This window comes from Diaphorobacter sp. HDW4B (assembly GCF_011305535.1).
GTDB lineage: Bacteria > Pseudomonadota > Gammaproteobacteria > Burkholderiales > Burkholderiaceae_C > Diaphorobacter_A.
In genome coordinates this window covers 3,135,671-3,155,000 of the sequence record NZ_CP049905.1, presented here as the reverse complement: position 1 = coordinate 3,155,000, position 19,330 = coordinate 3,135,671, and the positions used below count along the sequence as shown (strand labels likewise).

Sequence of the window (19,330 nt, the reverse complement as noted above, 5' to 3'; positions counted from 1 at the left end):
CTACGACGGCACAGTGTTCCTCGTGAGCCATGATCGCCAGTTCCTCGACAACGTGGTGACCAGCACCATCGCTTATGAAGATTCAGGAGTGTGGACCGAATACGAAGGCAGCGTGGAAGATTGGCTGACCCAGTCACGTCGCCGTCGCGATCTGGCTGCCGCTGCGGCTGCGCCCAAGAAGGGCGCCAAAAAGCAGGAGGCATCCGCCGCCGAGCCTGACGCCAGCAAGGCCAGCAGCGCCCTCGCCCCCAAGCGCAAACTCAGCTACAAGGAACAGCGCGAGCTGGACCAGTTGCCTGCGCAGATCGAGGCGCTGGAAACCGAGCAGAAGTCGATTCAGGACGAGCTCGCCGATGGCACGCTGTACTCCCGCGATGGCGCTCGCGCTGCAGTGCTGCATGCGCGAGATGGTGAAATCGAAGCGCAGTTGATGCAGGCGCTGGAGCGCTGGTCCGAGCTGTCGGCCTGACGGTCAATCAGCCCATTGGTCGATCCGTCGATCGATCAATAAGGCGGCTCATCAAGCAGCATGCTTGGCGCGATGCTCTTTCGCAGTCGTGCCAGCACGGCGGGGCCGATCTGCGAGAGCGGCAGGACCGAGTCCACCGCTCCATGCGCAATCGCCTCGCGCGGCATGCCGAACACCACGCAGGTCGCCTGATCCTGCGCGTAGTTGTAGCTGCCCGCCGCCTTCATCTCGCGCATTGCGGATGCGCCATCGCTGCCCATGCCGGTCAGCATGATGCCGATGGCATTCGGCCCGGCCGATGACGCGACCGAACGGAACAGCACATCCACCGACGGCTTGTGGCGATTGACGGTATCGCCATCGAAGATCGACGCCATGTAGCGCCCCACGCGCCGCACGACCGCAAAATGCTTGCCGCCTGGCGCGATGTAGGCGTGACCGGGCAACAGCGGTTCGCCGTGCATGGCTTCAGTCACGGACACCGTGCTCAATTCGTTGAGCCGCGCTGCAAAGCTGGCGGTGAACCCGGCGGGCATGTGCTGCACGATGACGATGGGAGGTGCGTCTGCGGGCATGTACGCCAGCACCTCGCGCACCGCCTCCGTTCCGCCGGTCGATGCGCCAATGCAGATCAGCTTGTCGCTGAGCAGCGGAGATGGCAGTCGCAAGGGCTGTGTGGTCTGCAGCGGACGTTCGCTGGATGCGCCGTTGAGCGCCCGCAGGCGCTTGACCGATTCAAGCGTCAGCGAAGGCAGCCGTTTGACCTGCGCGTGCGCTGCAATGCGGATCTTCTCCACGATCTGCTGCGCCAGTTCGAGCAAGCCGTTTTCGATGCCCAGGCGCGGCTTGGCCACGAAATCGACCGCGCCCAACTCCAGCGCTTTCAAGGTGACGTCCGCACCATGTTCGGTGAGCGTGGAAATCATCAGCACCGGCATGGGACGAAGGCGCATGAGGCGACCGAGAAAGTCGATGCCGTCCATGTGCGGCATTTCCACGTCCAGCGTGATGACGTCCGGATTCAGATCGCGGATCATCTCGCGCGCGGCCAGCGCATCGTTGGCTGTGCCGATGCACTCCATGTCGTGCTGGTGGTTGATGATTTCCTTGAGCAGATTTCGAACCAGCGCCGAATCATCCACCACCAGAACACGCGTTTTGACTGACATGCGATCAGCCCTTTCGCTGTCCGAAAAGATCCACCGAACCACCACGCGTCGCACGCGCCACGGATGCCGCATTGGCGCGCGCTTCCTGCGCCACCAATGCTTCCTGGTGCGTGTGCGCAAGACGCTTGACCATGGCCTTGCCGGAGGGCGCGAAGAACACCACCTTGCGCGGATGAATGTCCAGCACGTCTTCCGACACCACGGGGATGCGCTCGGTGCGCAGATACTCGCGCACAAATTCCGTGTTGCGCTCGCCCACGTTCATGTTGGTGAAGCCGTGAATCACCTGCGCGCCACCAAAAATCTTGGCTTGCATGAACTCGCGGCGCGCGCCCAGCTTCATCATTTCGTTGATCAGCAATTCCATCGCATACGATCCGTAGCGTCCCGAGAGATCGGTGGAGTCCCCCACCGGCAGCATGAAGTGATTCATGCCGCCCACCCCCGCGCGCCCATCCCACAGACAGGCGGAAATGCAGGAGCCGAGCACGGTGATCAGCATCACATTCTCGTTGGTCACGAAATACTCCCCGGGGAGCACTTTGACCGCGTTGTGCTGAAAGTGGTTGTCGAAAAAGTAGAACGACGCCTGGCCCGTCCGCACGGGTCTGGCCTTGAGCTGCTCCAGCGTCACGTCGAGCGGTCCGCGCGCACGCGAGGTCGGTTGCGCATCGTCCGCGCTGCTCGCGAGCGTGCCTGCGGATGACGCGTTGGAGGGAGCCTGCCTTGGAGTCATATGCGCTCGTACACGGTCTTGCCACGCAGGACGAACAAGTCCCTGACGTCGCTGAAATGCTCGGCATGTCCGACGAAAAGCAGACCACCGGGCTGGATCACCTGATGCAGTCGCTCCAGCACCCGCCGCTGGGTTTTCGCGTCGAAATAGATCATCACGTTGCGGCAGAACACCGCGTCGAGCGGGCTCTGGAACGGCCAGTTCTCATCCATCAGATTGATCTGCTTGAACTCCACGGCCTGCTGCAACGGCGGTCGCACACGCACCAGCCCCGAATTCACACCCGTGCCGCGCAAAAAGAAATGGTGCAGCCGCTCCTGGCTCAAGCCCTTGAGTTGATCGTCCCGGTACACGCCTTGCTCCGCACGGGCCAGCACGCGCGAGTCGATGTCGCTGGCTGTCACTTTCAACTGCGAGGCCAGCGAACCCAAAGTCTCCATGGCCGTCATCACGATGGAATATGGTTCCTCGCCCGTCGATGCGGCGCAGCTCCAGATATGCCATGGGCCTTTCGGATGCTGCGCAAACCACGTGGCGAGCACGTCGAAGTGATGCGGTTCGCGAAAGAAGGCTGTGAGGTTCGTGGTCAGCACGTTCACGAATTCCTGCCACTGCGCATCGTCGTCCTGATGCTCCAGCCAGTTCAGATAGTCGTTGAAACTCTTGTGCCCGGTCTCGCGCAGACGCCGCGCCACCCGGCTGTAGGCCATGGCCTGTTTGCCGTTGTGCAGATGGATGCCGGCACGCGCGTGAATCAATGCGCGGATGCGCTCGAAATCATCCTGCGTCCAGACGAATTCGCGCGTGCCATCCTCGGCATCCGGCAAGTCGGCATCCACCGCATGCACGCTGCGCCGACGCCGCGTGGTGCGCGGGCCGTCGGGCGACAGGGGATCGGTGACGGTGTTCATGGCGTCTGTTTCGGCCTCGCGCTCAAGCATCTGCGGGGACCAGCCCCATGTCGACGTTGGACATCAGCTTCTCGATGGCCAGCAGGATCAGCATGCGCCCGGCCACGCTTCCCAGGCCCTCGATGCAATCGTGGTCGATGGTGCATTCGAACTCGGGCACGCTGCTGATGTCTTCGGGCTGAAGGTGCAGCACATCGCTGACCGAATCGACCACGATGCCAACCACCCGGTCCAGCAGATTCAGGATGACGACCACGGTGAACTCGCCATACTGCGGCGCGCAGTCCTGATGCAGCCGCATGCGCAGATCGACGATGGGCACGATGGTGCCTCGCAGGTTCACCACGCCCTTGATGAACGCGGGTGTGCGGGCAATGCGCGTGGGCGATTCGTAGCGGCGGATCTCACGCACCTTGAGGATGTCGATGCCGTATTCTTCCTGCGCGATGCGAAAGGTCAGGTACTCCTTGCCCTGCACCGCCTTGCCGGACTCCTGCAAGAATCGCTCGTTCATGCCAGCTCTCCCAGTTCCTGCACTAGCGAACGCGTTCCGCGCGCGCGCCGCACGATGGCCACGGCATCCAGAATCAGCGCCACCGAACCGTCTCCCAGAATCGTCGCGCCGGACACGTTGGGAATCTTGCGGTAGTTGGTCTCGAGGTTTTTCACCACCACCTGGTGCTGGCCCAGCAGTTCGTCGACCCGCAGGGCAGCGCGGCTGTCTTCCACTTCGACCACCACCATGATGTCGGCATGGCGCGCCACGCTGTGCGGATTGCGCGGCACCTCGAACAGCTTGTCCAGTTCGACCACCGGCATGTATTCGTCTCGCACCTGCACCAGCGTCGAGCCCTGAGTCACCGTCTTCACGCTGGTGGGCGTCACCTGAAAGGACTCGACCACCGATGACAGCGGCAAGATGTAGACCTCGTCGCCCACCGCCACCGACATGCCATCCATGATGGCGAGCGTGAGCGGCAGGCGCACCGAAATGCGCGTGCCATAACCTTCTGCGGAATCGAGCTCCACGCTGCCGCCCAACGCCATGATGCTGCGCTTGACCACATCCATGCCCACGCCGCGCCCCGAAATGTCGGTGACCACATCGGCGGTGGAAAAGCCGGGCTCGAACACCAGCGCCCAGACATCCTGATCGCTCATCTCGTCGGACACGGGCAGCCCCCGCTCGCGCGCCTTGCGCAGGATTTTTTCGCGAGAGAAGCCGCGCCCGTCATCGTGGACTTCGATCATCACCGAGCCACCCTGATGCGATGCCGACAGCGTGATCGTTCCATGCTCGGGCTTGCCCGCCGCCACGCGCTCGGCCGGCGTTTCGATGCCGTGATCGCAGCTGTTGCGCACCAGATGCGTGAGTGGATCGGTGATCTTCTCGACCATGCTCTTGTCGAGCTCGGTCGCCTCGCCCTGCGTGACCAGTTCGACGTTCTTGCCGCACTTGAGCGCCAGGTCGCGCAGCATGCGCGGAAAGCGGTTGAACACGACCGACATGGGAATCATGCGGATCGACATCACCGATTCCTGCAGTTCCCGCGTGTTGCGCTCCAGATCGGCCAGCCCCGACAGCAGATGCTGATGCAGGCGCGGATCGAGATCGCGGCTGTTCTGCGCCAGCATGGCCTGCGTGATCACCAGTTCGCCCACCAGATTGATGAGCTGATCCACCTTGCTCACACCCACGCGGATGGTGGCAGCCTCGACATGCGCAGCCGTGCTGGACTTGTGCTCGAAGCCCGCAGGCAGCGCCACCGGGGCCTGTGCTGCGGCCATGTCGGCCTCTGCCTGCAGATCGGCAGGCAGGCCCGGCGCACCGCTGAAGAGCCCGAAGAATTCGTCTTCGAGGGGATCGGTTGCGTTGCTGCTTTCGGCAGTCTCCGCCACCGCCATCACAGCCATCACCGCTGCAGCAGGTGGCTCGATGATCGCCTCGACGTCGATGCCCAATTGCTCCGTCGACACATGAAACGCCAGCAGATCGCGCAGTTCGTCGTCGGTCAGCGCGGTCTCGACCACGATGGCGCGCACGTTGGCCTGGAGCACCGGCAGTTCATCGAGCTGCTGCACGTTGGGCATGCTGCAGAGCAGGTCGGCCACTTCGTCGGCGGTTTCGGCATTCGACATGGGACCGATGCGCAGCGACAGTCGGCGCAGCGGGCGGGCCAGCGCTTGCGCAGCGCTGGTCTCATCGGACTGCGCCACGCCCAAAGCACCACTGACATCAACGTGGCCTGAACCATTTCCCGCAGGGCCCCGATGTCCACCCGTCATCAGATCGCTGATGCGGCGCACGAGATCGCCCGTGGCCGGTGGCTCGGCGGATTCCTCATCCTGATGGCGTGCGAGCAAGGAGCGCGACAGGTCTGCCGCATCGAGCAGCACATCGACCAGTTCCGGCGACAGCAGCAATTCGCGCCGACGCACGCGGTCGAGCAGCGACTCCATCTGGTGCGTGAGTTCGGCGATGTCGGCAAAGCCGAAGGTGGCCGCGCCGCCCTTGATCGAATGCGCGCAGCGGAAGATGGCGTTGAGCTGCTCGTCGTTGGCATTCGCCAGATCGACATGCAGCAGCATGTGCTCCATTTGATCGAGGTTCTCGGCCGCCTCATCAAAGAAGATCTGGTAGAACTGACTGAGGTCGAAATGCGCTCCTGCGCCTGTTGCGCCCGGGCCCTCTGGGTGAGTGTCGGCCATGCGGTTCTCCAAGTGTGCGTGCCAGCCAGCAGCGGCTGCGGTTTTAGCGCAGGACCTTTTGAATCACTTCGATCAGGCGGTTGGGATCGAACGGTTTGACCAGCCATCCGGTCGCCCCGGCCGCACGGCCCGCCTGCTTCATCTGCTCGCTCGACTCGGTGGTCAGGATCAGGATGGGCGTGGTCTTGAACTTGGGGTGTTCGCGCAGCTTGCGCGTGAGACCGACGCCGTCAAGGCGTGGCATGTTCTGGTCGGCCAGCACCAGATCGATGTCGTGCACGTCTGCCTTCTCGAGCGCGTCCTGCCCGTCCACCGCTTCCACCACATGGTAGCCCGCGCCGGTCAGCGTGAACGACACCATTTTGCGCATGGAGGGCGAGTCATCAACAGCAAGAATGGATGGCATGTGAATGAAACCTTTATCTAACTTTATCTGTTCAATATTCAGTGCTTGGAACTGCGGGGGTGCGGCGTTCAGAACAGCTCGATGGAGCCCGCTGCCATTTCGCTCTGGGTCACCGGATTGGGGCGACCCGGCGCGGCATCGGGCGGCGCTGCGGCCTCTTCCGCTTCCGAAGAGCCCATGGCCTCGGCACCCAGCTGAAAAGCGCAGGAGCGCACCACCTTGGTGGTGTGGGTGATCAGCTGCGTGGCCATGTCGTGAAACTGCAGCTCGGTGACGGCACTGCGCAGCGCGGCACGGGCCTGTTCGAGTTGCTGCGATTGCGCCGACTGCGCCACCACATCGTCGGTCAGCAGGCCGTTGGCCTCGCCAAAGCGTTGCAGCAGATTGTCCGTCGCGTCGCCCAGCAGCCCTTCCAGTCGGTGGAGATCGTGCATCACCATCAGCAGCGAATCCTGCAGCTCGGCAACCGTCATCACCGACACGCGGACTGCAGGGTCACCAGAGCTTGTCAGCGTAGATTGCATTGTTTCTCCATGTGCTGAGGCCACCACCTTGTGTCAGTTCTTGCCACGTCCATTGCTGGACAGTACCGCCCGCATTTCAGAATGTAAATGGGATGATAACGGCTTCTCACTATCGCAAATTGTCGCTCGCAAGTAACTGTAAATACAAACAGGACTTCTCTCTCGGGTTCATTCCGTCGTGCGCCCCTGTACAACCCCTCTCACCCACAAAGACGCGGTCCATGAACATCCGACGTTCTGAAGATAAACCAAATGAATCCGTTTGTTATTTTTAATGCTTGTCGTTAACAATCTTTCGGATCGGGATTTACCCAATACCGTAGGGGTTCACCCTCGCGCCTGGCTCTCGGCCACCACGCGCTTCCAGACTCTCCAGAACTGCGGCTCCAGCGTGTTCGCAAAGTTGATGCGCATGAGCGTGCAGGGTCTGCGCGTCGCGTGGAACAGCGCACCCGGCGCAATCAGATAGCCCTCGTCGAGCATGCGCTGCGCGAGCATGTCGGTGTCCACGCCGGTTTCCACCCAGCCGAACATGCCGCTGGGCTCGGCCACGAATTGGCAGCCCGCCTCCAGCGCCAGTTGCACGCTGCGCGAGCGCGCCGTGGCAATGCGCAGACGCATGCGCTCCGCGTGGCGACGCAGTTGGCCCTGCTCGATGCACAGCGCCAGCGCCTTCTCCAGAATGCTGGGCGTGGTCAGCGTGGACAGCAGCTTGGTGTCGAGCAGCCGCTCCACCAGCTCGGGCGGCGCGGCTGCGTAACCAATGCGCCAGTTGGGCGCGAGGATCTTGGCGAAGCCGTTCACGTAGATCGTGCGCTGCAGCCCATCCAGACTCGACAGCCGCGTGGCGTGTTCGGGCGCGATGTGGCCGTAGGTGTCGTCCTCCACGATGTAGAAGTTGAAGCGTTCGGCCAGTTGCAATATCTGGTGCGCGCTGCCCGGCGACAGGCTGTAGCCCGTGGGGTTGTGCAGCACGCTCACGCTCACGTAGAGCTTGGGCGCGTAGGTCTCGCAGTAATGCGCCATCACGTCCAGATCGGGCCCGTCCGGGCCGCGCGGCACGGGCAGCACACGCATGCCGAGCGCATCGAGCCGCGCATATTCAAGCGACCAACCGGGCTCCTCCACCATCACCGGATCACCCGCCTTGAGCACCGTGCGGCTGACGATGTCGAGCGCATGTGTCGCGCCCACCGTCGTCATGATCTGGTTGGGCGAGGCGGTGATGTTGATGTCTGCCAGCCGCTGCGCCAATACCGACCGCAGACCCGAATCGCCCAGGGGCTCGCCGTAGCTGAGCGAGCCCGCACGCAGCGTCTCGATGGTGGTGATCTTGCGCACTGCCGCAGGCATGAAGCGCGCCTCTTCCAGCCACGCCACTGGCAGCACGCCCGAGCCCGGCTGTGGCTTGTTCGATGCCTGATAGAACATGCCGCGCATCAGAGACGTGGCGTTGATCAGCGAGCCCGACGAACGCGTGGGCCGCATGCCCAGCGGCGGCACGGGATTGACCACCGCGCTCAGTTCCTCATCGGCCGAAGGTTGATCCCCGCGCGACTGGGCCGGAGATTTCTGCAGCACATCACGCACGAAAAAGCCGCGCTGGCGGCGCGCGTCGATCAGCCCCTGCGCGAGCAGCTTGTCGTAGGCGGCGACGACCGTATACGCACTCACCCCCTGCTGATGTGCGCAGGCCCGCACCGACGGCAGCTTGGCCCCGGCGGGCAAAAGCCGCGTGCGGATGCGCTCGGCAAAGCGCTCGGCCAACTGGTCGGTAAGGGTCTGATCGGGTGTGCGAGTGAGGGCCATGGCGGTGTAATGCGGGAAGCGCCAACAGTGAGGCGCGGAATGCACCAAAAAAGCGCTCTGCTTATCTGTATTGGCAAATTGACCGATACAGATCGTTTTTTTGTAGAGCAAACTGTATTGGTACTGTAATGGTTTTTATCCTACAGTGAATCCACGCCACTTGCCAGCGACCTACCAGCCACACACTTCAATCACCCAAACCAATGCCTTTAGCCGAATTCACCGCATTGCTGGTTCTCGCCACGGCCATGAGCTTCACGCCCGGCCCGAACACCACGCTGTCGGCCGCGCTCGCAGCCAATCGCGGCATGCGTCCGGCGATGCGTTTCGTGCTGTCGGTGCCGGTGGGCTGGTGTGCGCTGCTGGTGCTGTGCGCCGCAGGCCTGGGTGCCGTGCTGCTGGCCGTGCCCGCGTTGCGCTGGGGCGTGAAGGCGGTCGGCATCGGCTATCTGCTGTGGCTGGCGTTCAAGCTCAGCGGCAGCGGCAAGCTCTCCGAGGCCGACGCCTCGCGCATGAACATCAGCTTCTGGCAAGGCGCGGCCCTGCAGTTCGTGAACATCAAGGCCTGGATGCTCGCGCTGACCATCGTCGGCAGCTGGATCATCGGCCGCGAGGACGGTCTGCAGCGCCTGGCCATCGTCGTGCCGGTGATGGCGTTCTTCGCGTTTTCGAGCAACCTGCTCTACGCCTCGATCGGCGCGCTGCTGCGCAACTGGCTGGCTTTCGGGTCGCGGCTGCTGTGGTTCAACCGTTTCATGGCACTGATTCTGGTGCTCACGGCCTACTGGATGCTCGGCACATGAACATCGCTTATCAACCCCACAAAAAGACTGCACTCGTCGCCACAATCGCGATCCGCAGCGAAAATAACGCCCACGCCGCTTGACCACAACGAAGACGACAACGGCACGGTTTTCATTCCTTCCACCATTCCCACCACAGCCGCGCGCAGCACGCCACGGCTGCCAATGCAAGAAGCAAGCAACATGACTCAATGGACTCTGGCCGCTCGCGCCGAAAAAATGAACCCCTCGGTGATCCGTGAAATTCTCAAAGTGACCGAGAAGCCCGGCATCATCAGCCTCGCGGGTGGCCTGCCCTCGCCCAAGACTTTCCCGATCAGCGAATTCGCCGAAGCCGCCGCCGCCATCCTGAACAACGACGGTGCCTCGGCCCTGCAATACGCCGCCAGCGAAGGCTACATCCCGCTGCGTCAGGCGATCGCCGACTTCCTGCCCTGGGACGTGAGCCCCGACCAGATCCTGATCACCACCGGCTCGCAACAGGCGCTCGACCTGATCGGCAAGATCATGATCGACGCGGGCAGCCGCATCCTCGTCGAAACGCCCACCTACCTCGGCGCGCTGCAGGCGTTCACGCCGATGGAGCCGAACGTGGTGTCCGTCGCCAGCGATGACGAAGGCCCCATCGTCGAAGACTTCGCCGCCAAGGCAGGCACGGGTGCCGACAAGGCGCGCTTCATGTACCTGCTGCCCAACTTCCAGAACCCCACCGGCCGCACCATGACCGAAGCACGCCGCGCGGCACTGGTCGCCAAGGCGCAGGAGCTGGGCATTCCGCTGGTGGAAGACAACCCTTACGGCGATCTGTGGTTCGACGTCGAGCCACCCAAGCAGCTCACCGCCCGCAATCCCGAAGGCAGCATCTACATGGGTTCGTTCTCCAAGGTGCTCGCACCCGGCCTGCGTCTGGGCTTTGTGGTCGCCCCCAAGCACATCTACCCCAAGCTGCTGCAAGCCAAGCAAGCCGCCGACCTGCACACCCCGAGCTTCAACCAGCGCCTCGTTGCCGAAGTGATGAAGGGCGGCTTCCTCGACAAGCATGTGCCCAAGATCCGCAAGCTCTACAAAGAGCAATGCGAAGCCATGGTCGCCGCGCTCGAACGCGAAATGGCCGGCCTCGACGTGAAGTGGAACCGACCCGCCGGCGGCATGTTCCTGTGGCTGCGCCTGCCCGAAGGCATTGACACCGCCAAGCTCCTGCCCAAGGCCGTGGACCGCAACGTCGCCTTCGTGCCCGGTGCCGCCTTCTACGCCGACAACGCCGACCTGCGCACCATGCGCCTGTCCTTCGTGACCGCATCCGTTGAACAGATCAACACCGCCATCGCAGCACTGGCCGCCACCATCAAGGAAGAACTGGCAGCCAAGGCGTAAAGCAAATCCCGAACACGCAGCCTGTGCAGCGTGAACGGGCTTTGAACTGCCACCACAACGCCAAGACAGCCCTTCAGGCTAGGCGTCGAAGCCGCAGACAGTATGTTCATACGGCAAGGCTTCGCAACAACGCATGAAGGGCTGTATTGGCGCCTCAAACCGAGTAGCGGACAAAGCCAAAAGGAAGCACCATGCTGAGACTCTGGGGACGAACTTCTTCGATCAACGTTCGCAAGGTGATCTGGACAGCGCAGGAGCTGGACCTGACTGTGCAGCGCACCGATGCAGGCGGCCAGTTCGGCCTGGTCCGCGAGGCCGAATACCTCGGCCACAACCCGAACGGCTTGGTCCCGCTGATCGAAGACGACGGTTATCGACTCTGGGAATCCAACGTCATCGTGCGCTACCTCTGCGCCCGCTACGCCCATGGCGGCCTTTATCCGGACGACCTGCAGGCGCGCTTCATCGCCGAGCAGTGGATGGACTGGCAGCAGACCACCTTCAACCCCGCAGGCCGCGACGCCTTCGTCCAACTGATACGCACACCCGCCGCCGAGCGCGACGAGGCACGCATCGCGCATTCGGTCAGCGCCACCGTGCCGCTGCTGGCGACGCTCGAAGCGCACCTCGGCAAGCATGCCTTCATGACGGGCGAGCAATTCAGCATGGCCGACATTCCCGTGGGTTGTGAAATCCACCGCTGGTTCGGTCTGCCGATGCAGCACCCTTCGCTGCCCAACATCGAGCGCTGGTTCCAGTCGCTGTGCGAACGCACTGGCGCGCGCGGCGTGCTCGACCAGACTCTTTCCTGATTCTTCGTTTTCCGCTTTTCGTTCTTCGCTTTTTCGTTCTCTCTTTTCCTTTTTCACTTCACCGAGACTTCCATGCGCCAACGCCGCTTTCTGCAGATCGATGTGTTCTCCCCCACGCCCTTTCGTGGCAACCCGCTTGCGGTGGTTGTCGATGCAGCGGGCATGAGTGACGCCGAAATGCAGAACTTCGCGCGCTGGACGAATCTCTCGGAAACCACCTTCCTCCTGCCGCCCACGAACGCGGAAGCCGACTACCAGGTGCGCATCTTCACGCCCAGCAACGAGCTGCCTTTTGCCGGCCACCCGACGCTCGGCAGTTGCCACGCTTGGCTTTACACAGGCGGACGGCCGCGCACCGAAGGTGTTGTAGTGCAACAAAGCAAAAAAGGCTTGGTGGACATCCGCATCGACCACAGCAACAAGGATGCGCCGCTGGCATTCGCCGCGCCTTCGTCCACACGCACCGTGGGCAGTGAAGAAGAACTTGCAGCCGTGCTCGAAGCGCTGGGCCTGCAACGCAACGAAGTCGCCGCGCACGCCAAGCTCAACAACGGCCCGCTGTTCTGGGCGCTGCTCACGCACGATCCGGATCGCCTGCTGGAGCTGACGCCCGACACATCGAAGCTCTATGCCATGGGCGTCGAAGTCGGCGTTGCGGCGTTGTACCCACAACAGAACGCCGCCCTCATCGGCCGCGCCAGCCGCGAAGCGCGCGCGTTCAATCGCTCTGCCGAACAAAACTCACCCGACCTGGAAGTGCGCGTGTTCTTCAACGCCACCACCACCTCGGTCGAAGACCCGATCACCGGCAGCTTCAACGCCAGCCTCGCGCAATGGCTGATCGAAGAAGGCCATGTGCGCGCGCCCTATCTCGTCGCACAAGGCACGGCGATTGACCGCGATGGCCGCGTGCTCATCACGCAAGATGCCGAATCCCGCATCTGGGTGGGCGGTGCCTGCCACATCTGCATCGACGGCACGGTCACGCTGTGATGAACGCGCCAGCCAACGCACAGCTCGACCATCTGGTCGTCTTGGCCGACAGCCTCGACGCTGGCGTGCAGTGGTGCGAGCAGACGCTCGGCATCACGCCGAACGCGGGCGGCGAGCACCCGCTCATGGGCACGCACAACCGCCTGATCAATGTGTCGAGCCCCGCGTTTCCACGTGCCTATCTCGAAATCATCGCGCTCCATCCCGGCATGCAGCCCACGCGCGATGCCAGCATGCGCCGCTGGTTCGACATGGATGACGCGGCACTGCAAAAGCACATCGCGCAGAGCGGCCCACAGCTCATCCACTGGGCCGTTTCCGTGCAGCACCTCGCGCACACGCATGCCGCATGGAAACAGCAGCTCGGCATCGATCGCGGCACCATTCTCAAAGCCAGCCGCCCCACGCCCACCGGACTGCTCAAATGGCAGATCACCGTGCGCGATGACGGCCAGCGTCTGATGGACGGCTGCCTGCCCACGCTCATCGAATGGGGCGCGCAACACCCCTGCACCAGCCTGCCCGACTGCGGCGTGCAACTCCAATCCCTGGAGCTCGCGCATCCCGACGCGGCCCTGCTGCGCCAGGCACTCGACGTGGCCGCGCTGACTGCGCCGCACATCACCATCGCTCCCACCCAAACTCCTGCCATCCGCGCCACGTTGAGCACCGCGCGCGGCTCCGTCACCCTGAATCCTTGAACGCATGAACACAGTCACCGACTCGCTTCCCTCCCTGACCGACATCGAGGCCGCAGCGCGCGTCGTCCACGACGAGTTCCAGGCCACACCGCAATACCGCTGGTCGCTGCTGTCCGAGCGCCTGGGCACCGATTGCTGGCTCAAGCACGAGAACCACAATCCCGTCGGCGCATTCAAGATTCGCGGCGGCCTCACCTTCTTCGAGCAGCTTGCCAACAGCGGCCAACTTCCGCGCGAAGTGATCAGCGCCACGCGCGGCAATCACGGCCAGAGCATTGCCTGGGCCGCGCGCAAGAACGGCGTCGCCTGCACCATCGTCGTGCCGCACGGCAACTCGGTCGAAAAGAACGCGGCGATGCGTGCGCTCGGCGCGAATCTGATCGAGCACGGCGACGATTTCCAGGCCGCACGCGAACATGCCATCGCGCTGTCCGAGAAGAACGGCGCCATGATGGTGCCCAGCTTTCACACCGATCTGCTGCGCGGCGTCTCCACGCTGTGGTGGGAATTCTTCCGCGCCGTGCCGAACATGGATGTGGCCTACGTTCCCATCGGCCTGGGCTCCGGCGCATGCTCAGCCATTGCCGCCAAGCTCGCGCTCAAGCACCCCGTGCGCATCGTCGGCGTGGTGAGCAAGCACGCCACCACCTATGCCGATTCCATCGCCGCAGGCCGCGTGGTCGAAGCGCCCGTCACCACGCAGATCGCCGATGGCCTCGCGGTGCGCGTGGCCGATGCGACGGCGCTGTCCGTGCTGATGCAGCACCTCGACCATGTCGTGCAGATCAGCGACGACGAAGTGGCCGCCGCGATGAAGGCGATCTTCGAAGACACGCACAACGTGGCCGAAGGCGCGGGCGCTGCAGCCTTTGCCGCCGCGATGCAGGAGCGCGAACAGCTCAAGGGCCAAGTCGTCGGTGCCGTGCTCTCGGGCGGCAATGTGGACGCGGCGGTGTTCTCCAAAGTGCTGGCCTGAAGCCTGCATTTTTTGTTTTGCCAGTCAAAACGAGAATCGCCGTTTGAGCCGATTCCAACGGAATGTCGGTTGACGACCTGCACAGTCACAGGGAGTTCTACAAGGGTTTTCCCGGCGAGTAGTTTCGCCAGTCAAAACTTATCCGCACAAGATTGACGCACCCGCCGCGCGCTTTCACCATTGCACCCAACGCCGATGCAGACCGGCGAAGGAGACAGATCGATGCGATGGAAGCAACGCCCCGAAGGTTCGAACTGGGGCGATTTCGGGCCGGATGATCAACTCGGCCGCACCAACCTGATCGGCCCAGAGCAGGTCCGCAAGGGCGTGGCCGAAGTGCGCGAGGGCCTGAGTTTCTGCCTGTCGCTGCCGCTGGATTTTCCGGGCGGCAATGCGCTCAACGTGCGCCGCCATCCGCCCCGCCTTCGCCCCACCAAACGCGACGATGTCGAGTATCTGAACTACCCCATCGGCCACCTTTTCCCGGGTGCGACCGATGTGGTGAGCGACGATCAGGTGCTGCTGTCGCTGCAGTACTCCACGCAGTGGGATTCGTTCGCGCATGTGGGCTCGCTGTTCGATGCGGATGGCGACGGCACCGAACGCATCACCTACTACAACGGCTTTCGCGGCCATGAACATGTGCTCGGCCCCGTCGATCACGGACTGCCTTCGCGCGGCGGTCGCTACCAACCCCTGTGCTGCGCCGGTCGGCCTGCCGATGAAAGCGTGGCGAAGCGCCTCGGCATCGAGAACCTCGCCGTCAAAGGCATGCAGGGCCGCGCAGTGCTGATCGACATTGCGCGCGTGTTCGGCATGGACTTTCAGGACATCGGCTACGAACAGCTCATGCATGCGATGCAGGTGACAGGCGCGAGCGTGGAGCCCGGCGACATGGTGCTGCTGCGCACCGGCTTTGCGGAACTCGTTCTATCGATGAACCGCAACCCCGATCCGCACATACTGCACGCCAGTTGCGCGGCGCTCGACGGCGGCGATCCGCGACTGCTGCAGTGGATCACCGACAGCGGCATCACCGCGCTGATTGCGGACAACTACGCGGTCGAACGCCACCCGCCGCGCAACGCACCTACCGATGGTTCGCGCTACGCCGTGCTGCCGCTGCACGAGCATTGCCTGTTCAAGCTCGGCATTCCGCTGGGCGAGCTTTGGCATCTCAAGGAACTCGCAGACAAGCTGCACGAACTCGGTCGCACGCGATTGCTGCTGACCGCGCCGCCGCTGCGGCTTCCCGGCGCAGTCGGCTCGCCCGTCACGCCGATTGCGACGATCTGAAGAACATCGCTTTCCCATTTCACTTCAAAAAATCAGGAGACAAAACCATGCAACGCACCACCCATTCCTCCATCCGCCATGCATGCCAACTGGTTTGCGCCGCCGCGCTGCTCGGCGGCACCGCACTCGCGCAAGCGCAGGACGCGCAGATCTCCGACGACGTCGTGCGTCTCGGTGTGATCTCCGATCTGGCGGGGCCGTTTGCCGACATCACCGGTCCCGGCACAGTCACGGCGGTGCAGATGGCCATTGACGATTTCGGCGGCAAGGTGTTGGGCAAGAAGATCGAACTGGTCACCGCCGATCACCAGAACAAAGCCGACATCGCAGCGAGCAAGGCGCGCGAATGGTTCGACACCGGCAAGGTCGATGCGCTCATGGATGTGGCCGTGTCCGCACCCGCGCTCGCGGTGCTCGAAGTCGCCAAGCAGAAGAACAAGGTCATCGTCTTCAACGGCCCCGGTATCGACCGCCTGACCAACGACCTGTGCATGCCCAGCACCGTGCACTATGTGTATGACACCTACGCGCTCGCCAACGTGACGGCCAGCGCGATCACGCAGCGCGGCGGCAAGGACTGGTTCTTTCTGACCGCCGACTACGCCTTCGGCAACAGCCTGCAGGAAGAGGCAAGCAAGGTCGTCAACGCCAACGGCGGCAAGGTGCTGGGCGCGGCCAAGCACCCGATTGCGGCCACCGATTTCGCCTCGTTCATGATGACCGCGCAGCAGAGCAAGGCGCAGATCATCGGCTTGGCGAATGCGGGCGCGGACACGGTGAATTCCGTGAAGGCCGCACGCGAATTCGGGCTGATCGGCCCGAACAGCAAGCAGACGCTCGCGGGTCTGCTCATGTACATCACCGACGTGCACGCGCTCGGCCTCAAGACCGCTTCGGGCCTGATGCTGACCGAAGGTTTCTACTGGGACATGAACGACGAAACGCGCGCGTTTTCCAAGCGCTATTTCGCCAAGATGAAGAAGATGCCCAACATGAGCCAGGCGGGTGCGTACTCGTCCACCATGCACTACCTCAAAGCCGTGCAGGCCGCCAAGACCGACGACACCGCCAAGGTGATGGCGCAGATGAAGTCCACGCCGATCAACGACTTCTTCGCCAAGAACGGCCGCATCCGCGAAGACGGCCGCATGGTGCACGACATGTACTTGTTCCAGGTGAAGTCGCAAAGCGAATCCAAGTACCCATGGGACTACTTCAAGCTCATGGCCACCGTTCCGGGCGACAAGGCCTTTTTGCCGCTGTCGCAATCGAAGTGCCCGTTGGTGAAGAAGTGAAGAACTGAAGACATGAGCAACGGAACCAAGAAAACCGCGCTCGTCGTGGGCGCGACCGGCGTGGTCGGGCAGGCCTGTCTGCGGCACTTCGCCGCCCTGCCCGACTGGAACGTGATCGGCGTGGCGCGCCGCAAGTTGGATCTGCCGGACGGCGCGCAATCGCTGCAGCTCGACCTGCAGGATCGCGCAGCTTGCGAGACCGCACTCGGGCATCGCGACGACATCACGCATGTGGTCTACGCGGCGGTGTACGAGCAGCCCGGTGGCCTCGTCGGCGGCTGGCGCGATCAGAATCAGATGCGCATCAACCTCGACATGCTGCGCAACGTGGTCGAGCCGCTGGACCGCGCGGGCAGCCCGCTTGCGCATGTGAGCATCATGCAGGGCGGCAAGGCTTACGGCGTGCATATCCACCCCCGGATTGCTGTGCCCGCACGCGAACGTTGGCCACGCGACGACCACGAAAACTTCTACTGGCTGCAGGAAGATTTTCTGCGCGAGCGGCAGGCGAAATCCGCTCGCTGGCACTTCAGCATCTTCCGCCCGCGCATCGTCTTCGGCGATGCCATGGGCAGCAACATGAATCCGATTCCCGCCATCGGCGTCCACGCATGGCTCAGGCATGAGCGCGGCCTGCCGCTCGCCTATCCGGGCGGCCCGGAGCGCGTGAATCAGGCCATCGACGCAGACCTGATCGCACAGGCCTGCGCATGGGCTGCCATCTCACCCAACGCGCGCAACGAAACCTTCAATCTCGACAACGGCGACGTGTTCACCTGGCAGAACGTCTGGCCCGCAATCGCCGATGCGCTGGGGATGGAAGTGGGCGAGCCGGAGCCGGAATCACTGGGTGCCACCGTACCCAACGAGCAGCAGGCATGGGAGCGCATCGTCGACAAATACCGGCTCAAAGCGCCACGCGACCTGCAAGCCTTCATCGGTCAGGGAGCGGTCTATGCCGACTTTCAAATGAACCACGGCAAGACCGGCCCGCTGCCGCCCGTGATCATGAGTTCGGTGAAGATTCGGCAAGCGGGCTTCAACGGCTGCATCGATACCGAGGACATGTTCCGCAAATGGTTCGGGCAATTGCAGGAACGTGGTCTGTTGCCTTCCGCAGAGATCGCACGTCGAAAATTGGCCTGATCCGTGAGTCCCCGCAGCGACAGCACGCACAGCGCCAAACGCACACAATCCGCCGCATGGGAACGCTATATCTTGTGCGCCACGGACAGGCTTCGTTTGGCGCGGAAAACTACGATCAGTTGAGCGAACGCGGCTTCGAGCAGGCAGTGCGCTTGGGTGAATACTGGCGCGAGCGCGGCATGCAATTCGACGCCGTGATTCGCGGCTCGCTCCATCGCCATGCGCAGACTTTGGAAGGCATCTGCAAGGGTCTGCAGATGGATGATTGCGAGCCGCTCGTCACGCCTGCACTCAACGAATATGACAGCCATGCGCTGATCGCTGCGGTCCGCCCCGGACCGCGTCCCGAAGTGCACACGCCCGAACTCTACAAGCAGCATTTTCGCCTGCTGTGCGACGCGCTCGCACAGTGGATGAACGGCACCATCACGCCGCAAGGCATGCCAAGCTGGGACGAGTTTTCAGGCGGCGTGCGCAGCGTGCTCGAACAGGTGCGCGAGCGCCATGCGGGTCACAACGTGCTGCTGGTGTCGAGCGGCGGCCCGATTGCCACTGCCATGGGCGAGGTGCTTTCCACGCCCGCCGAAATGATAATTGCGCTGAACATGCGCATCCGCAACAGCGCGGTGACGGAGTTCAGCATCAGCCCCAAGCGACTGATGCTGCAGACCTTCAACACCTTGAACCATCTCGATACCGACACGCATCGCGAGTGGATCACCTACGCGTGATCGATATTTTCCCCACGCCTTTCAAGCGGTCTTGCGCTCCACCAACTTGAACGTGCCGCTGGCCATGCCTAGCAATTCGCCCGCATCGTTGAACAGCTCGCCACGCACAAAGCTCAAACTGCGGCCACGCTTTTCGCAGACTGCGGTGCAGATCACATCGCCCGCAGCAGGTGCGATGTAGTGGATCGTGAGATCGACCGTGATCACGCCAAAGCTCGCGGGATCATGCGCTCGCGCGGCGGCTGACAGACCGACGTCGAGCAGCGTGGCAATCGCGCCGCCATGCATGTCGCCACGGCTGTTGGTGAACTGCTGCTGGTAGGGCATGCGGATGCGCGCGCGGTCGTTGCCGATGGCCTCGCCCTTGAGACCAAACGCCAGCGCCATGGGCATGGGAAGGCCGAAGATCATGTGATCCGGTTCGGCAGGATAGGCGGGAATGTCGGCGGTTGAACTCATGGTTTGACGAA

General features: G+C 63.1%; 20 protein-coding genes (1 of these 20 only partly in view). 11 read left to right on the top strand and 9 right to left on the bottom strand.

Annotated features, from left to right (window positions below; translation table 11 throughout):
• Nucleotides 1-469, top strand: the 3' end of a protein-coding gene (locus G7048_RS14440) for an ATP-binding cassette domain-containing protein (RefSeq protein WP_166068810.1). The gene continues 1,433 nt to the left of window position 1, outside the view; 469 of the gene's 1,902 nt are visible here — the last part of the coding sequence; its start codon lies beyond the left edge, outside the window; its stop codon occupies nucleotides 467-469.
• Between the two features lie 35 nt (nucleotides 470-504).
• Here the strand turns inward: G7048_RS14440 and G7048_RS14435 are convergent, their stop codons facing one another.
• From G7048_RS14435 to G7048_RS14400, 8 genes are all read right to left on the bottom strand, one after another.
• Nucleotides 505-1,638 (bottom strand): chemotaxis response regulator protein-glutamate methylesterase, encoded by a 1,134-nt coding sequence (locus G7048_RS14435; protein ID WP_166068809.1) that lies wholly within the window; start codon nucleotides 1,636-1,638, stop codon nucleotides 505-507.
• A 4-nt stretch (nucleotides 1,639-1,642) separates the two neighbouring features.
• Nucleotides 1,643-2,374, bottom strand: a complete 732-nt coding sequence (gene cheD / locus G7048_RS14430; RefSeq protein ID WP_166068808.1) for a chemoreceptor glutamine deamidase CheD — start codon at nucleotides 2,372-2,374, stop codon at nucleotides 1,643-1,645.
• Complete coding sequence (locus tag G7048_RS14425; RefSeq protein WP_166068807.1) at nucleotides 2,371-3,285, bottom strand: CheR family methyltransferase; 915 nt, start codon at nucleotides 3,283-3,285, stop codon at nucleotides 2,371-2,373. The genes cheD and G7048_RS14425 overlap by 4 nt, the downstream gene beginning before the upstream one ends.
• 22 nt (nucleotides 3,286-3,307) lie before the next feature.
• A complete protein-coding gene (locus tag G7048_RS14420; RefSeq protein WP_166068806.1) occupies nucleotides 3,308-3,799 on the bottom strand; it encodes a chemotaxis protein CheW in 492 nt (163 codons plus the stop codon).
• The gene (locus G7048_RS14415) at nucleotides 3,796-5,994 is read right to left on the bottom strand and encodes a chemotaxis protein CheA (protein ID WP_166068805.1); all 2,199 of its coding nucleotides are present in this window, start codon (nucleotides 5,992-5,994) and stop codon (nucleotides 3,796-3,798) included. Before G7048_RS14415 ends, G7048_RS14420 begins: the two co-directional genes overlap by 4 nt.
• Nucleotides 5,995-6,037: 43 nt before the next feature.
• Nucleotides 6,038-6,400 (bottom strand): response regulator, encoded by a 363-nt coding sequence (locus G7048_RS14410; protein ID WP_166068804.1) that lies wholly within the window; start codon nucleotides 6,398-6,400, stop codon nucleotides 6,038-6,040.
• 68 nt (nucleotides 6,401-6,468) lie between these two features.
• Nucleotides 6,469-6,924, bottom strand: a complete 456-nt coding sequence (locus G7048_RS14405; protein WP_166068803.1) for a hypothetical protein — start codon at nucleotides 6,922-6,924, stop codon at nucleotides 6,469-6,471.
• Between the two features lie 327 nt (nucleotides 6,925-7,251).
• Entirely contained in the window at nucleotides 7,252-8,733 is a 1,482-nt protein-coding gene (locus tag G7048_RS14400) for a PLP-dependent aminotransferase family protein (protein ID WP_166068802.1), read from the bottom strand.
• A gap of 203 nt (nucleotides 8,734-8,936) precedes the next feature.
• Here G7048_RS14400 and G7048_RS14395 point away from each other — a divergent pair, with 203 nt between their 5' ends.
• From G7048_RS14395 to G7048_RS14350, 10 genes are all read left to right on the top strand, one after another.
• Nucleotides 8,937-9,536 (top strand): LysE family translocator, encoded by a 600-nt coding sequence (locus G7048_RS14395; protein ID WP_166068801.1) that lies wholly within the window; start codon nucleotides 8,937-8,939, stop codon nucleotides 9,534-9,536.
• Between the two features lie 183 nt (nucleotides 9,537-9,719).
• Nucleotides 9,720-10,910: a PLP-dependent aminotransferase family protein gene (locus G7048_RS14390; RefSeq protein WP_166068800.1), complete on the top strand. Its 1,191-nt coding sequence runs from the start codon at nucleotides 9,720-9,722 to the stop codon at nucleotides 10,908-10,910.
• A 191-nt stretch (nucleotides 10,911-11,101) separates the two neighbouring features.
• Entirely contained in the window at nucleotides 11,102-11,722 is a 621-nt protein-coding gene (locus tag G7048_RS14385; protein WP_166068799.1) for a glutathione S-transferase family protein, read from the top strand.
• A 72-nt stretch (nucleotides 11,723-11,794) separates the two neighbouring features.
• A complete protein-coding gene (locus tag G7048_RS14380) occupies nucleotides 11,795-12,715 on the top strand; it encodes a PhzF family phenazine biosynthesis protein (RefSeq protein WP_166068798.1) in 921 nt (306 codons plus the stop codon).
• The gene (locus G7048_RS14375; RefSeq protein WP_166068797.1) at nucleotides 12,715-13,416 is read left to right on the top strand and encodes a VOC family protein; all 702 of its coding nucleotides are present in this window, start codon (nucleotides 12,715-12,717) and stop codon (nucleotides 13,414-13,416) included. Before G7048_RS14380 ends, G7048_RS14375 begins: the two co-directional genes overlap by 1 nt.
• 4 nt (nucleotides 13,417-13,420) lie before the next feature.
• The gene (locus G7048_RS14370; protein ID WP_166068796.1) at nucleotides 13,421-14,392 is read left to right on the top strand and encodes a threonine dehydratase; all 972 of its coding nucleotides are present in this window, start codon (nucleotides 13,421-13,423) and stop codon (nucleotides 14,390-14,392) included.
• Nucleotides 14,393-14,614: 222 nt separating this feature from the next.
• Nucleotides 14,615-15,688 (top strand): cyclase family protein, encoded by a 1,074-nt coding sequence (locus tag G7048_RS14365; RefSeq protein WP_166068795.1) that lies wholly within the window; start codon nucleotides 14,615-14,617, stop codon nucleotides 15,686-15,688.
• A gap of 47 nt (nucleotides 15,689-15,735) precedes the next feature.
• Nucleotides 15,736-16,983: an ABC transporter substrate-binding protein gene (locus G7048_RS14360; RefSeq protein ID WP_166068794.1), complete on the top strand. Its 1,248-nt coding sequence runs from the start codon at nucleotides 15,736-15,738 to the stop codon at nucleotides 16,981-16,983.
• A 12-nt stretch (nucleotides 16,984-16,995) separates the two neighbouring features.
• Entirely contained in the window at nucleotides 16,996-18,129 is a 1,134-nt protein-coding gene (locus G7048_RS14355) for an SDR family oxidoreductase (protein WP_166068793.1), read from the top strand.
• Nucleotides 18,130-18,185: 56 nt separating this feature from the next.
• Nucleotides 18,186-18,860: a histidine phosphatase family protein gene (locus G7048_RS14350; protein ID WP_166068792.1), complete on the top strand. Its 675-nt coding sequence runs from the start codon at nucleotides 18,186-18,188 to the stop codon at nucleotides 18,858-18,860.
• Nucleotides 18,861-18,881: 21 nt separating this feature from the next.
• Here the strand turns inward: G7048_RS14350 and G7048_RS14345 are convergent, their stop codons facing one another.
• Complete coding sequence (locus G7048_RS14345) at nucleotides 18,882-19,319, bottom strand: PaaI family thioesterase (protein WP_240932986.1); 438 nt, start codon at nucleotides 19,317-19,319, stop codon at nucleotides 18,882-18,884.
• Nucleotides 19,320-19,330: the final 11 nt, after the last annotated feature.

Coding starts and splice junctions, on each gene's coding strand:
- G7048_RS14415 (WP_166068805.1), bottom strand. CDS start 5,994: ATGGCCGACACTCACCCAGAGGGCCCGGGCGCAACAGGCGCAGGAGCG.
- G7048_RS14425 (WP_166068807.1), bottom strand. CDS start 3,285: ATGAACACCGTCACCGATCCCCTGTCGCCCGACGGCCCGCGCACCACG.
- G7048_RS14420 (WP_166068806.1), bottom strand. CDS start 3,799: ATGAACGAGCGATTCTTGCAGGAGTCCGGCAAGGCGGTGCAGGGCAAG.
- G7048_RS14380 (WP_166068798.1), top strand. CDS start 11,795: ATGCGCCAACGCCGCTTTCTGCAGATCGATGTGTTCTCCCCCACGCCC.
- cheD (WP_166068808.1), bottom strand. CDS start 2,374: ATGACTCCAAGGCAGGCTCCCTCCAACGCGTCATCCGCAGGCACGCTC.
- G7048_RS14395 (WP_166068801.1), top strand. CDS start 8,937: ATGCCTTTAGCCGAATTCACCGCATTGCTGGTTCTCGCCACGGCCATG.
- G7048_RS14350 (WP_166068792.1), top strand. CDS start 18,186: ATGGGAACGCTATATCTTGTGCGCCACGGACAGGCTTCGTTTGGCGCG.
- G7048_RS14370 (WP_166068796.1), top strand. CDS start 13,421: ATGAACACAGTCACCGACTCGCTTCCCTCCCTGACCGACATCGAGGCC.
- G7048_RS14435 (WP_166068809.1), bottom strand. CDS start 1,638: ATGTCAGTCAAAACGCGTGTTCTGGTGGTGGATGATTCGGCGCTGGTT.
- G7048_RS14365 (WP_166068795.1), top strand. CDS start 14,615: ATGCGATGGAAGCAACGCCCCGAAGGTTCGAACTGGGGCGATTTCGGG.
- G7048_RS14400 (WP_166068802.1), bottom strand. CDS start 8,733: ATGGCCCTCACTCGCACACCCGATCAGACCCTTACCGACCAGTTGGCC.
- G7048_RS14405 (WP_166068803.1), bottom strand. CDS start 6,924: ATGCAATCTACGCTGACAAGCTCTGGTGACCCTGCAGTCCGCGTGTCG.
- G7048_RS14410 (WP_166068804.1), bottom strand. CDS start 6,400: ATGCCATCCATTCTTGCTGTTGATGACTCGCCCTCCATGCGCAAAATG.
- G7048_RS14375 (WP_166068797.1), top strand. CDS start 12,715: ATGAACGCGCCAGCCAACGCACAGCTCGACCATCTGGTCGTCTTGGCC.
- G7048_RS14345 (WP_240932986.1), bottom strand. CDS start 19,319: ATGAGTTCAACCGCCGACATTCCCGCCTATCCTGCCGAACCGGATCAC.
- G7048_RS14360 (WP_166068794.1), top strand. CDS start 15,736: ATGCAACGCACCACCCATTCCTCCATCCGCCATGCATGCCAACTGGTT.
- G7048_RS14385 (WP_166068799.1), top strand. CDS start 11,102: ATGCTGAGACTCTGGGGACGAACTTCTTCGATCAACGTTCGCAAGGTG.
- G7048_RS14390 (WP_166068800.1), top strand. CDS start 9,720: ATGACTCAATGGACTCTGGCCGCTCGCGCCGAAAAAATGAACCCCTCG.
- G7048_RS14355 (WP_166068793.1), top strand. CDS start 16,996: ATGAGCAACGGAACCAAGAAAACCGCGCTCGTCGTGGGCGCGACCGGC.